The following is a 15,821-nucleotide window of genomic DNA, read 5'->3' on the forward strand; positions in this document are numbered from 1 at the left end:
GGACTACTGCACCCTCGATCGGGACTACTGCACCCTCGATCGGGACTACTGCACGGTCGATCGGGACGACTGCACGCTCGACCAGGACTACTGCACCCTCGATCGGGACTACTGCACGCTCGATCAGGACTACTGCACGCTCGACCAGGACGACTGCACGGTCGATGAGAACTGCTGCACGGTCGATGAGAACTGCTGCACTGTCGATGAGGGGGAGGGGGGAGTGTTGACTGTCAGTCGTCGGTGAGGGCCCGACGCAGCAGTTCGACGAGAGCGTCGCGCTGGAGGGTGTCGCCCGACGCGACCTCGACGTCGCTGCCGTCGAGGGCACGTGCCGCGAGGCCCTGCTTGGCGTCGATGAGCTCGGCGATCTTCGAGTCGATGGTGCCGGCCGCGAGGATGCGCCACGCGGTGACCGGCTCGTCCTGGCCGATCCGGTGGACCCGGTCGATCGCCTGCTGCTGCTCGGCTGCGGTCCACGACAGCTCGGCGAGCACGACGTTGGACGACGCGTGCAGGTTCAGCCCGACGCCGGCCGCCAGCAGGGAGCAGACAGCCACGGAGACCTCGGGGTCCTTCTGGAACGCGTCGACGGCAGCCTGGCGTCGGGTGGTCGTCTGGTCACCGCGGATCGAGACGGTGCGCAGACCCGCTTCGCGCAGCACCTCCTCCGCCTCGTCCATGACGTCGATGTGCTTGGCGAAGAACACGACCTTGCCGACCGAGTGGGACAGCTGTGCGGCGTAGTCGGCCGCGAGGCCCGCCTTGCCCTGACCGATGCGCCGCACGAGGGTGAAGACGTTGTCGCCCTTGGCGGCCTTGTCGCCTGACCCTGCCTTGAGCTCGGCCGTCGCGACCCGCCGCATGAGCGAGACGTCCGGCTTCCCGTCGACCTCGACACCGGCCCCTTCTGCCAGCAGGGCTCGGTACCGCCTTGCGAGGCGTTCCCCGACAGCGCGCTCGGCAGTACGGATCGAGCGGCCCACCTCGCCGTCGAGCTCGACCGTGATGTCGGCGATCCGCTTGTCCGGCAGGTCGCTCGCCACGTCGACCTTGCGACGGCGCACGATGCCCATGTCGATGACGATCTGGCGCGCCTCGGGGTAGAAGTCGTGGTCGGCGGGGGTGAGCCCGGTTGCGTCGAGCTGTCGCAGGATCGGAGCGGTCGGCTTGCCGTCCTTGATCCAGCCGAGAAAGCGCCAGATTGCCCCGAAGTCCTTGACGTCGTTGATGAGCGGCGTGCCCGTGAGGGCGAGCAGGAGCGGGTTGCCGCCCGGTGTGCCCTCGCGGACGTGGTCGGCGAGGGCGAGCACCTGGCGAGACCGCTGGGACTGGCGGTTCTTGATGAAGTGGGCCTCGTCGACCACCATCGAGTGGAAACCGAAACTGGACAGCCAGGCGAAGTGCCGGTCGAGGATCGCGTAGTTGACGACGAAGACGTCGGCGAACGCGTCGACGTCCTCGCCGTCGCCGCTGATGACCGTGACCCGCCGCTGGGGGGTCCACAGTGCGACCTCGCGGGCCCAGTTGATCTTCACGACGTTCGGGACGACCGCGAGCATCGGGTACGCGTTCGCGACCGATGCGGCCAGGACCGACTGTGCCGTCTTGCCGAGGCCCGGCTCATCGGCGAGCAGGAAGGTGCGATGGCCATCGAGGACCGCCTGCAGGAGCCGCGCCTGGTGGACCATGAGGTGGTGCCCGGGCGGCGAGAACCGGTCGATGGCCGGCATGGGTGGCAGCTCCATCGAGGCTGAGCCTCCACCCGAGCCCTGCTCGAACGCGCGGTAGAGCGGCTCGAGCAGCTCCCACCGGGCGAGGTTCTGGGGCAGGTAGCTGTCGCGCGTCGCACGCCCGACATCGGGCACGAGGAAGGGGTGTGCCCGCGCGCGGATCGGCACCGACTGCGGCATGACCTGCTTGGCGGCCAGCTCTGGGGGCAGGACGGGCACGGTCGGCTCAGGACGAGAGATCACCATCTCCTCGGGGGACAGCTCGGCACCTGACTCGAGCAGCCAGTCGCGGCGCATCTGTTGGGCGGCCGGGCTCGGCTTGGCATCGGGGTCGAGCAGCCCGAGCAGGCTCGTGTCACGCGCGGCGATCTGGGCGAGGATGGAGGCGATGCCGTCGAGGCGTTTGAGCAGCTCCTCGCGTGTGGCGGACGGGATCGTCGCGTCCGCCCTGACCCGGGCACGTTCGGCCCGCATGAGCAGGGCGATGACCTGGAACCTGGTCCGGTTGGTGGGCGTTGCCCGTCCCTTGGATGTCACCCGAGCCTCGACCTCACGCACGCGTCGAGCGAGCACGGGAATGATCGGGGCGGCGTCGGCACGGCGGTGCTCGCCCGTGGGCTGAGCCGGACGCCCGTCGGTCCGGTGGCGGAGTCGCGTTGGCATGTTCCTCTTCGTGATGCGGTGGCGACGAGGACTGAGATCCTGCTCTGCGCCACGGCACGGGTGCTCAAGATCCCTAGCGGAGAGCCCAAGGTCGGCCCTCCTGGAATCCTGACCCTGGACCTGACCTCGGATCTTCACCTAGGTGGGTCCGCCTCGCCCCGCTGTGGATCGCAGTAGGTCGAGTCTACCCCGCGTCAGGCCAGCGTGGTGCCAACCAGCGAACCGATGGCGTAGGTGACGGCCATCGCGACGACGCCACCTCCGACATTGCGGAGCGCGGCCGCCCGGGCCGGACTCCGACCGATCCGGGCGCTGGTCCACCCCGTCAGCGCCAACGCTGCGACAACGGCCAGCACGGTGACCCAGGTACGGATCGTAGCGGGGCTGAAGGCGATGACGAGCAGTGGCAGCAGCGCGCCGGCCGTGAAGGCAGCCATCGACGCCCACGCCGCGTGCCACGGGTTCGTCAGGTCGTCGGGGTCGATGCCGAGCTCGACCTCTGCATGGGCGGCGAGCGCGTCGTGAGCGGTCAGCGCCTTGGCGACCTCCTCGGCGAGGGGGCGGCCGATTCCCTTGGCCTGGTAGAGCTGGGTGAGCTCCTCGAGCTCGCCCTCGGGGTCCTCGTGGAGCTCCCTGCGCTCGAGGTGGAGCATGGCGCGTTCGGAGTCGCGTTGGGTGCTGACGGACACGTACTCGCCGGCTGCCATCGACAGGGCGCCCGCGGCAGCGGCGGCGACCCCGGCGACGACGATGCTCGCCCGGTCGCTCGTCGCACCGGCGACGCCGACGACCACGCCGGCGGTCGAGACGATGCCGTCGTTCGCGCCGAGGACCGCCGCTCGCAGCCAGTTGAGCCGCGCCCCGAGGCTCCCTCCGTGGGGCTCCGGGTGATCGCCGAGGTTGGGTATGCCGCCCCCGGCACTGACGTCAGACATCTGCCCTCCGATCGGGTGGGGTGAGGTCACCCCGATCGTGACATCACGGACCGTCAAACGGTGGGAAAGGTGGCTCACGTGGCCGTCCCGACGCCACGACTGCTGTCCCCGAGCGGCACCGTCGCGGCAGCCGCGATCGTCCCGGCCGAGACGAGCACGACCGTCGCCCCGGCGACGAGAGCCGTGCGCCGGGCCGGCCAGCGCTCACGGTCCGAGGCGACGAACGCCGGCTCAGCGGCATACCGATAGGGCTCGGGGGGAGGTGGCACATCGGAGCTGGACATGTTCCGACTGTCCGCGCCGCGGCTGTGCCCGTCCTGTGGACCTGCTGTTCCCCCGCTTCGACCCCCGCGTGACAGCAGCATCACAGGCGGCGCACAGGAAGGGGCTGGCGCGAGCACAGCGGGTCGGGATTGACTTGGGGCATGATGAACAGGACCGGTAGCGCGCTGCAGCTGAAGCGGCTCGACGGGTCACCCGTGCGGGTGCTCGTCGTCGACGACGAGGCCAACCTCACCGAGCTGCTCGGCATGGCGCTGCGCTACGAGGGCTGGGAGGTCCGCTCGGCGGGCACCGGCATGGACGCGGTGCGCGCGGCGCGCGAGTTCGACCCGGACGCGGTCGTGCTCGACATGATGCTTCCCGACTTCGACGGCCTCGAGGTGCTCCGGCGGATGCGGGCGGACAACCCGACCGTCCCCGTGCTCTTCCTCACCGCGAAGGACGCTGTGGAGGACCGTGTCTCGGGTCTGACAGCCGGAGGCGACGACTACGTGACCAAACCCTTCTCCCTCGAGGAGGTCGTGGCCCGGGTACGCGCGCTGATGCGACGCACGACGATCTCGCTGAGCGCCGCCGACTCGATGCTCGTCGTCGGCGACCTGACCCTCGACGAGGACAGCCACGAGGTCACCCGCGGCGGAGACGAGATCCACCTGACGGCAACGGAGTTCGAGCTGTTGCGCTACCTCATGCGTAACCCGAGGCGGGTCCTGTCCAAGGCCCAGATCCTCGACCGGGTGTGGAACTACGACTTCGGCGGACAGGCGAACGTCGTCGAGCTCTACGTCTCGTACCTGCGCAAGAAGATCGACGCCGGGCGGGCGCCGATGATCCACACGATGCGGGGCGCGGGGTATGTCCTCAAGCCTGCTCTTTGAGCCGGGCGGGACGACGGGACCCCGGCCCGAGCAGCCGCCCACGCCCGAGCGGCCCTCCGGCCCGCGCTCCCGGTGGCAGACCCTGAGAGCTCGGGTCCGTCCCGTGGCCCAGTGGACGCTGCGCGCCAAGCTCGTAGCGGCCACGCTCGCCCTCATCACGGTCGTCAGCCTGCTCACCAGCGGGTTCACCATCTTCGCCCTCAACCGCTATCTCACCTCGCAGGTCGACGACCAGCTGGCCACCGCACTCACCCAGGGCCACGCTCCGGGGGCGCCGCCCTCGGGTCCCGGGGACGACACCGACCGCGGTCGGGGCCCGGGCAACGAGGGCCTGCTCGCCTACCTCGAGCCACTCGACACCGGCTTCGCGACGACTCCGGACAACGACCGGGTCGCACTGACTGCCGCCCAGCTCGCGAGCCTCGACGCCGCAGGCATCGGGCAGGACGGCACGACCCTCAACCTCGGCGGAGAGGTCGGTCGCTACCGCCTCATGGCCAGGCGGGCGCTGGTGCAGGTGGGGGGGTCGCTCGTCCCCACGACCGTGGTCGTCGGGTTGCCGACCGCCCCTCAGGAGGAGACGGTGCGCCGGATGGTCCTCGTCGCGATCCTCTGCGCCGGCGCCGGCATCATCGTCGCCGGAGGAGTCGGGACGTGGATCGTGCGACGCAGTCTCGCGCCGCTGCGCCGCGTCGCGGCCACGGCAAGCCACGTCTCCGAGCTCAACCTGGCCGAGGGGCAGGTCGCCCTCGGCGAGCGGGTTCCCGTCGAGGACACCGACACCCGCACCGAGGTCGGCCAGGTCGGCGCCGCCTTCAACGAGATGCTCGACCATGTCGACGAGGCCCTCACCGCGCGGCATCGCAGTGAGCAGCGGGTCCGTCAGTTCGTCGCCGACGCGAGCCACGAGCTGCGCACTCCCCTCTCGTCCATCATCGGCTATGCCGAGCTGTCCCAGCGCGAGCCCGAGCCGGTCCCGGAGACGGTCCGGCACGCCCTGCGCCGGATCGGCAGCGAAGCCGAGCGGATGGCTGGGCTGGTCGCGGATCTGCTCCTGCTCGCCCGGCTCGACGCCGGCCGCCCACTCGATCGCGACGAGGTCGACCTGTCCATGCTCGCCGTCAACGCTGTGAGCGACGCCCACGCGGCGGCGCCCGACCATCACTTCGCGCTGGACCTGCCCGACGAGCCGGTCTGCCTCTCGGGCGACGAGCCGCGGCTGCACCAGGTGCTCGCCAACCTGCTCGCCAACGCCCGCACCCACACGCCTGCAGGCACCACCGTCACGACGTCGGTCCGCCGCGACGGGGACTGGATCCGCGTGGCGGTGCACGACGACGGTCCCGGTGTCCCAGAAGCCCTGCAGCCCAATGTGTTCGAGCGTTTCGCGCGCGGTGACGACGCGCGCGGCCGGGCGAACGGCAGCACTGGGCTCGGTCTGTCGATCGTCGCCGCGGTTGCCGGCGCCCATGGCGGCCGCGTCGACCTGCGCAGCCGCCCCGGCGACACGACTTTCGCCGTGATGCTGCCGGCCGGCTGAGCCACCCACCGACAGCGGGTATGCCGCTGGGCCCGCTGGGCGGCATACCGCCCTGGCCGCGCACCGGGTGCGGTTTCATGCGCCGGGCAAAGTGCCGCCACAGTGACGGCACAGGGCGGGGGCCGACCGTGGGCACGTGAGCACGACTCTGCGGCGCGGCGGCGCGACGACCGACTCTTCGACCGGCGCCGGCCCCAGTGGCCCGGCACGACGAGGCTGGCCGGCGCGGGCCCGGCGAGGACCGCAGACGGATGCCCGGTGGGCCCGGCCCGCCCTGTGGCTGCTGCTGCTTGTCACCCTCGTCCTCTACACCTGGGGTCTGACGGCGAGCGGGTGGGCGAACTCGTTCTACTCCGCGGCGGTGCAGGCCGGCAGCCAGAACTGGGAGGCCTTCCTCTTCGGCAGCTCGGATGCGGGCAACTCGATCACCGTCGACAAGCCGCCGGCCTCGCTGTGGGTGATGGCGTTGTCGGTGCGGCTGTTCGGGCTCAGCTCCTTCGCGATGCTGCTCCCGCAGGCGCTCATGGGGGTCGGGACGGTGGCTGTCGTGTACGCCTCGGCGAAGCGCTACTCCGGCCCGGCCGCGGGCCTGATCGCCGGTGCGGTCGTCGCGCTGACACCGGTCGCGACGCTCATGTTCCGCTTCAACAACCCGGATGCGCTGCTGACGCTGCTCATGGCGCTCGCCGCGTGGGCGACGCTGCGCGCTATCGAAGCCGCCTCGACCCGTTGGCTCGCTCTGGCCGGGTTGTTCATCGGCTTCGGCTTCCTGACGAAGGCGCTGCAGGTCCTCCTCGTGCTTCCGGCTCTTGGGATCGCCTACCTGATCGCGGCACCGACGTCGCTGCGACGCCGGATCACCCACTGCCTCATGGCACTTGGCGCGATGGTGCTCGCGGCCGGATGGTGGGTCGCGATCGTCGAGCTAGTGCCGGCCGGCAGGCGGCCCTACATCGGGGGGAGTCAGACCAACTCCTTCCTCGAGCTCACCTTCGGCGACAACGGCCTGGGCCGGCTGACCGGTGACGAGACCGGGTCCGTGGGCGGTGGGAACGGGTGGGGCCAGACCGGCCTGGCCCGGATGTTCTCCACCGACGTCGGCGACCAGGTCTCCTGGCTCGTCCCGAGCGCGTTCGTGCTGCTCGCGGTCGGCCTGTGGCTGCGACGCCGGGAGCCGCGCACGGACCGGGTGCGCGCCGCCTACCTCGTCTGGGGCGGGTGGTTGCTCGTGACCATGCTCGTCTTCTCGTTCATGGCGGGGATCTTCCACCAGTACTACACCGTCGCGCTCGCGCCGGCGATCGGCGCGCTCGTCGGCCTGGGCGCGGTCGAGGCGTGGCGGCACCGGCACGAGGCGGTGGGTGCGGTCACCCTCGCCGTGGCTCTCGCCGCCGCGTCAGTCTGGGGTTTCATCCTCCTGTCCGGGACCACCGCCTACGGGCAGGTGTTCCGCGTGGCTGTGCTGGTGGTCGGGATGTCGGCCGCCCTGCTCATGTTGGCCGTGAACCGGGTTGACCGCAGGGCTGTTCCGGTGATCGTCGGGGCAGGCCTCGTCGCGGCCCTCGCCGGGCCGGCGGTCTACAGCATCTCCACGGCGGCGGTGGGCCACACCGGGTCGATCGTCAGCGCGGGCCCGGCGGCCGCGAGCCGCGGCGGGTTCGGCGGTGGTCCTGCCGGGGGGTTGCTCGACACGAGCGCGCCGCGCACGGCCGTCGTCGCAGCGCTCGGCCAGGACGCCGGGCAGTTCAGGTGGGTCGCGGCGGCGGTCGGGTCGCAGACCGCGGCGGGACTGCAGCTGGGGACCGGCCTGCCCGTCATGGCGATCGGCGGCTTCAACGGGTCGGATCCGTCGCCCACGCTGGCCAAGTTCCAGCAGTATGTCGCGCAAGGCGACATCCACTACTTCGCCGTGAGCGGCCGAGGCGGTGGCTTCGGTGGTCGCGGTGGGGGCGGCAGCGGCACGGCCCAGCAGATCACCTCCTGGGTGCAGGGGAGCTTCACCCCGGTGCAGCTCGACGGGCAGACGTTCTACGACCTGACCCAGCCGTTGTCATGACGGCCACGCGGACCTCGACCGGTCCGCGGGCCTCCTTGCGGCGCCAGGCCGTCCGGTTCGCGGGGGTCGAGATCGTCTCGACGGTGGCGCGGTTCGCGGCGATGCGGTCCTGGATCTTCCGGGCTCGCTGACGGCACGGACCTGGAACGCCGAGCGTCCGCGCCCTTCCGCTGGAATCAGTGCAGCAGGTGGGCCATCGCCCGCTTGACGAAGTCGGCGCGCACCGCTGCATCGCTGAGTCCTTCCACCCCGAAGCCGGTGTAGACCGTGTCGTCGGTCGTGATGGCGGACCCCTCCTCGAAGGCATGCTGGGACCGTGTCCAGGTTGCCGTCCCGGGTGCCGAGCCGGCTGGCGGCGGAGCGACGGTCCAGCCGCCCAGGTCGGACTCGAAGGACGTCGAGGTCGCGGCTCCTCCCACGGTGACGGCCGTGTCGTCGATGAAGACGCCCAGGCCCTGGGTGGCCCAGTCGGACACGTAGGAGATCGACACCTCGACCTGCTTGCCGGCATACGGCGTCAGGTCGACGTTCCAGGTCTTCCAGCCACCGGAGTTGCCGCTAGCCGCGTTCCAGGTGCCCGTCGACCCGGTCGCCGAGCACCCGGCGCCCTGGTAGTGCCCGACGAACGGGTGGATGTCCGCCCAACCGGAGGCGCAGCTCTGCCCGGTGTCCTGGTCGGTCAGCCCGCCGGTGTCCGGCAGGGTCGTCCAGTTGTCGGTCCCCACCTCGTGGGCCTCCACGAAGGCGAAGTCCCAGTCGGCCTCGGTGTCGAGGGACGCCTTGAACGACAGCGAGCCCGAGCCGGCCCCGGTCAGGTCGACGGTGCGAGTCAGTCGCTTCCAGGAGTTGTCGGCACGGTTGCTCCACACGTACCACGCACCCGTGACCGGCTCGTAGGGTGAGCCGCCGGGTCGGTCCCACTTCAGCGGGGCCGAGCTCGCGAACTGCGGGAACTGTGCCTTCGGCAGGGAGCTCGACGTCGTGAGCATCGACGCCGTGTGGTCCTGGTTCTGCGCGGAGTCCGGCCCACCGAAGGAGCCGAGGAACCCGGTGAACGCGCCGGACGCGCCTGAGACCGGGAACGGGTTGCCGTCGCCGTCGGTCCCCCCGTCGCTGATGTAGTTGTCGGCGCCGAGCCAGTACTGCTCGAAGTCGTTGAGCAGCGGCAGGCACGGGTACGCGCCGGGTGTGGTGCACTCGGGCGGTGCGAACGGGTCGAACCAGTAGGCGCCGTCGTTCGACTCGGCGAACCGGTTGTACTTGCCGGTGACGAGCGCCTTTCCGCCCTCGTTGAGGTAGTCGCGCACCGCCAGCTCCAGCTGCAACGTCAGGTCGTCGGCCGTGCCGCCGACCTGCCCTGGCGCTCGCGGGATGATGTCGTCGCCGGACTCCCAGACGATCGCCTGGTAGTGCGACAGCACCCCGAGCGGGTGCGGTGCAGTGCGACCCTGGACGTCGACGTCGTAGAGGTCCGACGAGTAGCCGGCGGCGGTGAGCGCGTCGGCGAAGGTGCCGGCATACTTCGCGCTCGACACCCCTTGGGTGGGGCTCACCCCGGTGACGTCCTCGGCGGCGAGGACGAGCACGTCGCCGCCGATGTCGTCGGACACCGTGTAGGTGAAGCTGTCGCTCCGCACCGGACCGACGCGCGGCTTGATGCCGGTGAACCACACGGTGACCGAGTCACCCGGGCGGGTTCTGGTCACCGTACCGCGGTACTCGGCCAGCCACACCGAGCCCTCCGTCCCGTACCGCTCGCCGCCTTGCCACTCCTGGACCCTCTTGCTGACGGCCCGGCCACCGTTGACCGAGTAGTGCATCCGAAGGTTGAGTAGCTCCCGCTTGGCCGTCACAGCGACCGGCTGGGTCGTGCCGCGCGAAACGGTGAACGGGTCGATCGTCATGTCCTTGGCGGTGCGGCCGACCACCGAGACCGGGTTGGCCGGGTCGTGCGCCGACTTCGCCACCGCAAGCGCGAACGGGACGTTCTTCTCGTACTCCTGTGCGATGAGCTTCTCGTCGTCGGGGAAGGTGAAGACGCTCAGGCAGTCCTCGGGCTTCCACTGGTCGTCCGGGTCGATCGCGGAGACTGTCTGGCAGGTCGACATCTCCGGAGTGAACGACAAGGTCCCGTAGGTGGCCTGGGCGTGCCCGTCGGTCTCGCCATTGGTCGTGTAGAGCTCGGCGGACAGGTCCGGGTCGTAGCCCGGGACCGCGGGCTCGGTGTCGTCGCCGGCCATCGCCTCGTAGACCACGTCATCGGGTGACGGTGTGTTCGTCTGCCAGCCGACGCCGTAGAGGATCAGCTCGGCGGCCGAATGGTAGTCGATGAGGAACTCGAAGCGCACCTTGGCCATCAGCGAGTCCAGGGCCTTGGTCTCCGGCTCGGAGGCCGGCCCGGTGCCACGGAAGGTCTCCGAGGCGGGGTCGGTCGAGGATCCCTCGTTGTCCCAGCCCCACTTGTACGGGAAGTTGCGGTTGGGGTCGACGCCGTCGCCGACGCCGGTCTGACCGTCGCCGTTGTTGTCGCGCAGGGTCTTGCGCCACTGCCGTTCGGTCGTGAACGTGTAGTCGTAGCCGTCTGGGTTGGCGACCGGCATGAACCACAGCTCGGTCTTGTTCAGGAGCGCGGTCGTCTCCGGGTCGCGCCCGTAGCCGTCGATGACCTCGTGCATGAGCCGCCGGACCATCTCGGGTGTGATCCACTCGCGGGCGTGCTGGGCGCCGACATACAGCACGGCCGGGCGGAGGCCGTCGGGCAGGTACCGCGCGTTCTTGGTCACCTTCACAGCGAGGATGTCCTGCCCCTTGGTGGTCCGGCCGACCTTCACCAGCTTGGCGAGGTCCGGACGGGCTGCTGCGGTCCGCTGCAGCTCGTCCTGTATGCCGTTCGGCTGGCTGTAGGACCGGAAGCCCTGGTAGCCCTGGGCGGCCAGGTCCTTGGCGGCCTCGGACGCCTTCTTGCCCTTGACCCGTCTGATGCTCAGCGGGACCCCGGCGGACGTGAGCCGGGCGGCCTGGTCGGCGGTGAGAATGGCCTCGATCCTCGTTCGGCCGCTCACACCCGGGTGGGTGCTGCCTTCGAGCTCGACGCCCTGCTCGGCCAGCAGTCTCAGCTGGGCCGCCGTGATCTCCCCGATGTAGACCTCGAGACCACCCCCCCGGTTGGTCTTCGGGTCCGCGGACGCGGCGGGAACCGCGCCGAGAAGACCAGTGAGGAGAGCCAACAGGGCGACGACTGACAGGCTGACACGACGCATGGTCACGTTCCTTCGGGTCAGACCGCTTGGGTAGCAGGCCGTGGAATCTACGATGACTGTGATGTAGGTCACAGTCAAGGTCAAACCCGCCAATTCTCAGGCAATCCTCATCCAGTTGCGCCAAGGGGCACCCGGCGGTGCATTTCAGGATTTCTGCTGATTCAACCCCCCGCCGCCCGATCCGCCCCGATATCGTCCTTGTCACGTTCTGGTCAGGGGTAACTCACATTTCTCTGAGCACCAGGAGGACTCATGCATGGTGCAGTCATATCCAGACAAGGGAGAACCCGTCGCCGAGTAGCGGTCCTCGCCGCTGCCGCGCTCGTCTCGGCGGCGCTGCCGATGGCGACGAGCGCGTCCGCCGATGCGGCACCGCCTACCAGGAGCACCTGCAGCAGCGATCCCGCGGCACGTTTGACGTCCGTCCCCAGCCCGCAGGAGGTCCTCGGCTTCCCGCTCGGCACCGGTCAGACTCGGCCCGTCACGAACGAGGAGATCAACGCGTACCTGCAGGCCGTCGACCGATCCTCGCGCCGGGTGACCACAGGTGTCATGGCGACCAGCGTGAACGGCCAGCCGTTGCCGTACGCGATCGTCTCGAGCGAGCGCACGATGATCCCCGGACAGCTCGCCAAGGTGGCCCGGCAGATCAACCAGATGCGCGATCCGCGATCCCTGCGGCCCGGCCAGGCGGCACGCTATGCCGACGACTCGCCGGCGATCGTCTGGATCGCCGGAAACGTCCACGGGGGGGAGAAGAGCGGTGCAGATGGCGCGCTGCAGACGCTGTACGAGCTGGCCAGCGGCCAGTCCTGCGACGCACAGAAGCGCCTGGACAACCTCGTCACGGTGATCGTGCCGACCCAGAACCCGGACGGCCGGGATGCGAGCCGGCGGCAGAACGCATTCGGCTTCGACCTGAACCGGGACTGGTTCGCCCGCACCCAGCAGGAGACCGACGGCAAGCTCTCGATGCTCCGCGGGTACCCGCCACAGGTGTTCATCGACGCGCACGAGATGGGCGGCAGGCAGTACTTCTTCCCGCCGAACGCCGACCCGATCCACCACGAGATCGCCGACCAGCCGGTCGACTGGATCAACCGGATCGGCGCGGCCAACGGCGCGGCGTTCGACGAGAACTTCAACGGCGCCTGCGGTGCCGACGTCACGACCGAGTGCTACTTCAACTACCGGGCCTACGACCTGTTCTTCATGGGGTACGGCGACACCGTGCCGGCGACCGCGTTCGGCGCAGCGGGGATGACCTACGAGAAGGGCAGCGCGTCCGCGGTCGCCGACCGGGTCCAGCAGCAGTTCGTCACCCAGTGGGCGACGACGGGATGGGCTGCGGACAACAAGCGGGAGGTGCTGCAGGGCTACTACAAGATCTGGCAGACCGCGCTCGCCGAGGGCAAGTCCGGCACGCTTCAGCCCAACCAGGTCGTCCAACCGACCAACACGGTCCAGTTCCCCGTTCCCGACATCACCGTCCGCTCGTACTTCCTGCTGCCCGACCGGCAGCTCGGTGACGTCAGGGCGCTCGTCGACCGGTTGCGCGGGATGGATGTCGAGGTCTACCGGCTGAAGCGGTCGATCACGGTCCCGAACGCCCGGATCTTCGGCGGCCGAACCGCCGAGAACCTCGAGGTCCCGGCCGGCGCCTACTGGATCCCGATGGCCCAGCCGCAGAAGCACTGGATCCAGGCGCTGATCGGGGAGGACCCGTACGTGCCGTTCCCGTACTTCTACGACGTGTCGTCCTGGAGCAACCCCCTGCTGATGGGCGTGGCGACCGTCTACACCGGCGACGAGCTCTCCCCGCGGGCCGAGCTGGTCAGGCGAACCGACGGCGGCATCGGCACCTTCGCGCCACCTTGGGGCTCGTACTCCTACCCACTCGACTCCGCTGCCGCGGCCGGCCTGACGTTCGCCCTGCTCGGTCAAGGCATCGAGGTCAAGCGTGACCTCTCGACCGGCGCCGTGCGGCTGCCGGCCAAGCGATCGGCCGGCTCGATCGACCGGCTCGCCAGGTCGTATGGCGTGACCCTGACCGGAAGCCGCACGCCGGCCTCCGGGACTGCCCTGGGCCTGCCCGACGTCGGCCTGTTCTCCGGCACGGGCATCTCCACGACCTCGGGGTCCTACGGCGAGGCACGCTACGTCCTCGGTGCGCGGTGGGGCCTCACCCTGGCACCGGTGACGGCAGCGGACGTCAACGGGAACACTGCGGCGTTCACGGACCGCAGCGTCCTGCTCGTGCCGGACGGCAACAGCCAGGACGGCGGTCTGGACGCCACCGGACTGGCAAACCTCAAGGCGTGGGTCGCGGACGGTGGCACCTACATCGGCCTGCGCAACGAGGGGACGCGGATTGCCCGGAAGGCCGGCCTCACGTCGACGACGGAGCAGGCCAAGCCGACCGGATACCAGGTCATCGGCTCCCACTTCCGGGTCGATGTCGACACGACGAACCCGGTTGCCCTTGGTCGTCCGGCCGAGGACTTCGAGTTCAACAACTCCGACTCGATCCTCACGCCGAGCACCACCGGCAGCAACGTGCTGACCTACCCGGCTGGTGACACGTTCTGGTTCAACGGCTACACGATGCACGCGGACGCGTTGAAGGGCAGCGTCGCGCTCGTCGACGAGCCGACCGACGCGGGGCATGCGGTGCTGTTCGCCTACAACCCGCTGTTCCGGGCATACAACGAGAACGGCCTGCACCTGGTCGCCAACGCTCTGCTCTACCCCACGGGTGCATCGGCCTCCGAGGCGCCCCAGCAGCGCAGGTCGACGGCGCAGCCGAGCGTGGACGCGGCTCGCGCTGCCGCCGCGGCGGCCCCGGTCCCGCCGAACCTCGGCGGCGAGTGGCGGCCCATCACGATCGAGGTCGCCACGAGCGACCTCGAACGGACCGAGGCGATCGTGGGTCGGTACACCCCCACCGCGCGGACCGCGACGTCGGCCGGCTCGGCGTACCTGGTCATCCCCAACCCGGACGGCCTGCACGTCGACGAGCACCCGTTCCTGCGTGACCTGGTGCGCGACCTGCGCAACGCGGACATCGCGCTGCGCTCCGTCGTCGGCTGACCGTGTCGGTGGTTCCGGCCGGGAGGGCATCCTCTCGGCCCGAACCACCGCCTGCGCTGGTGACCGGAGGGCCGACGTCAGCCCGTCGTCGGAAGTCTGAAGGGTGGTTTCAGGCCGCGGAACATCGGAAAGTGCTTGACGTTCAGTGTCGCCAGCTCGAGGCCCTCAGCCTCGACCGTGGCGGCGACGAGGTAGTCGCCGAGCCCGATGCCCGAGTGGGATCGCTGGTAGCGGTGCATGAGCTGTGCCGCTTGCCAGCCGACCCGCCGGGTCACGGGGAACACGTCGAGGCTGGACAGCAACCTGGTCACCTCCCGACGCCCGGGTGCACGCATGCCACCGGCGACCTCGGCGATGCATACCGGGCTGGTCGCCAACCGACCGGTATCCCGACGGGCGCGTAGGAGCCACTCTCGGCCGGCTTCCACCCCCAGGACTCCTGACATGGGGCCAGAGTTTGTGCGCGGTCAGGGAGCGGTTTTGACCTCGTAGCGCAGGATCAAGTCGGTGCCCGGGTAGCAGGTCTTGGTGGCGGTCAGGTGCTCGCAGAGTTCTGCGATGGCGGTGCTCGCGCGGCGGGTGGGTAGCGGGTCCAGCCGGATCGTCAGGACCCCGTCGGTGCTGGGGTCGATGTCGCCGCTGCCGGTCAGGGCTTGGCGGATCAGGGTGTGCGCCTCGTGGTTCGCCCGGGCGTACCCGGTGTGCACCCGCAGCTCGCGCGCGAGGGTGGTGGCGGTGTTGAACGCGGCGATCCGGATGGCGTGGGTGAGCAGCTTGGTCTCGACCTCGAGGACCTGCTGGCCGGGGTTGACCTGGCCCAGCGGGAGCCGGGCCGGGGTGTCTTGGTGCGCTTGTTCGGCGCGGGTCAGGGCGGCCTCGGCGGCGCGCAGGTCCGCGGTCAGCGCGTCGTGGGCCTCGTTGGTCAGCAGGGTCGGCACGCCGGGGGCCGGGGACCGCGCCGCCAGCAGCGCGGCGTCGGTGGCCGCGATCTGCTGCTCGTGCCGGGCCCGGGCGGCGAGGACCCGCTGGTGGGCCTTCTTCCGGGCCGGGTTCGGCACCATCCGGTCCGGGTCGTCGTCGCTGACGGCGTAGGAGTCGTGCGAGTCGAGGTGGAAGTGCATCCGGCCGTAGCGGAAGTAGTTCTCCTGCCGCCACCGGGCGCCCATCCGGTAGATCACCTCGCTGGCGGGCAGGTCGGTGCGGGTGGTCAGGATGTGGATCTGACGCACCTCGCCGCCGGCGTCGCCGTCGGCGCCGGGCGTGCTGCCGAGCTTCTTGGCGTGTTTGGTGACCGGCACAGCGAGGGTGATCTGCCGCATCGTGAAGACCTTTCCGCCGTCCTCGGCCTCGGCGCCGTCCTCGGCCTCGGCGCCGGCCGTGTCCT

At 70.2% G+C, this 15,821-nt stretch carries 12 protein-coding genes; 6 read left to right on the top strand and 6 right to left on the bottom strand.

Annotated features, from left to right (window positions below; all coding sequences use genetic code 11):
- Positions 1-247, top strand: a 247-nt coding sequence (locus L0H79_RS14040) for a hypothetical protein (RefSeq protein WP_301485250.1), incomplete at its 5' end; no start/stop codon positions are given.
- On the opposite strand, the gene L0H79_RS14045 is transcribed toward L0H79_RS14040, so the two are convergent.
- From L0H79_RS14045 to L0H79_RS14055, 3 genes are all read right to left on the bottom strand, one after another.
- Positions 234-2,396, bottom strand: coding sequence for a DEAD/DEAH box helicase (locus tag L0H79_RS14045; RefSeq protein WP_301485251.1), 2,163 nt, complete (start codon positions 2,394-2,396; stop codon positions 234-236). The two genes, L0H79_RS14040 and L0H79_RS14045, sit on opposite strands and share 14 nt — an antisense overlap.
- Before the next feature lie 194 nt (positions 2,397-2,590).
- On the bottom strand, positions 2,591-3,331 hold the full coding sequence (locus L0H79_RS14050; protein WP_301485252.1) for a VIT family protein: 741 nt from the start codon (positions 3,329-3,331) through the stop codon (positions 2,591-2,593).
- 74 nt (positions 3,332-3,405) lie between these two features.
- Positions 3,406-3,615 (bottom strand): hypothetical protein, encoded by a 210-nt coding sequence (locus tag L0H79_RS14055; protein ID WP_301485253.1) that lies wholly within the window; start codon positions 3,613-3,615, stop codon positions 3,406-3,408.
- Between the two features lie 144 nt (positions 3,616-3,759).
- Here L0H79_RS14055 and L0H79_RS14060 point away from each other — a divergent pair, with 144 nt between their 5' ends.
- The 4 genes from L0H79_RS14060 (at position 3,760) to L0H79_RS14075 (ending at position 8,218) form a co-directional block, all read left to right on the top strand.
- On the top strand, positions 3,760-4,491 hold the full coding sequence (locus tag L0H79_RS14060) for a response regulator transcription factor (protein ID WP_301485261.1): 732 nt from the start codon (positions 3,760-3,762) through the stop codon (positions 4,489-4,491).
- 103 nt (positions 4,492-4,594) lie between these two features.
- Positions 4,595-6,031 (top strand): HAMP domain-containing sensor histidine kinase, encoded by a 1,437-nt coding sequence (locus L0H79_RS14065; RefSeq protein ID WP_301485254.1) that lies wholly within the window; start codon positions 4,595-4,597, stop codon positions 6,029-6,031.
- A 136-nt stretch (positions 6,032-6,167) separates the two neighbouring features.
- Positions 6,168-8,087, top strand: coding sequence for a glycosyltransferase family 39 protein (locus L0H79_RS14070; RefSeq protein WP_301485255.1), 1,920 nt, complete (start codon positions 6,168-6,170; stop codon positions 8,085-8,087).
- Positions 8,084-8,218, top strand: coding sequence for a hypothetical protein (locus tag L0H79_RS14075; protein ID WP_301485256.1), 135 nt, complete (start codon positions 8,084-8,086; stop codon positions 8,216-8,218). The genes L0H79_RS14070 and L0H79_RS14075 overlap by 4 nt, the downstream gene beginning before the upstream one ends.
- Before the next feature lie 45 nt (positions 8,219-8,263).
- On the opposite strand, the gene L0H79_RS14080 is transcribed toward L0H79_RS14075, so the two are convergent.
- Complete coding sequence (locus tag L0H79_RS14080; RefSeq protein WP_301485257.1) at positions 8,264-11,347, bottom strand: M14 family metallopeptidase; 3,084 nt, start codon at positions 11,345-11,347, stop codon at positions 8,264-8,266.
- 414 nt (positions 11,348-11,761) lie between these two features.
- Between L0H79_RS14080 and L0H79_RS14085 the strand changes: the two genes are divergently transcribed.
- Positions 11,762-14,437, top strand: coding sequence for a M14 family zinc carboxypeptidase (locus L0H79_RS14085; protein ID WP_301485258.1), 2,676 nt, complete (start codon positions 11,762-11,764; stop codon positions 14,435-14,437).
- A gap of 77 nt (positions 14,438-14,514) precedes the next feature.
- Here the strand turns inward: L0H79_RS14085 and L0H79_RS14090 are convergent, their stop codons facing one another.
- Together L0H79_RS14090 and L0H79_RS14095 are read right to left on the bottom strand one after the other, a co-directional pair.
- Positions 14,515-14,883: a PIN domain-containing protein gene (locus L0H79_RS14090; RefSeq protein WP_301485259.1), complete on the bottom strand. Its 369-nt coding sequence runs from the start codon at positions 14,881-14,883 to the stop codon at positions 14,515-14,517.
- Positions 14,884-14,904: 21 nt separating this feature from the next.
- A partial coding sequence (locus L0H79_RS14095; RefSeq protein WP_301485260.1) for a putative transposase occupies positions 14,905-15,821 on the bottom strand: 917 nt, incomplete at its 5' end.

Source organism: Intrasporangium sp. (genome assembly GCF_030452765.1).
GTDB lineage: Bacteria > Actinomycetota > Actinomycetes > Actinomycetales > Dermatophilaceae > Intrasporangium_A.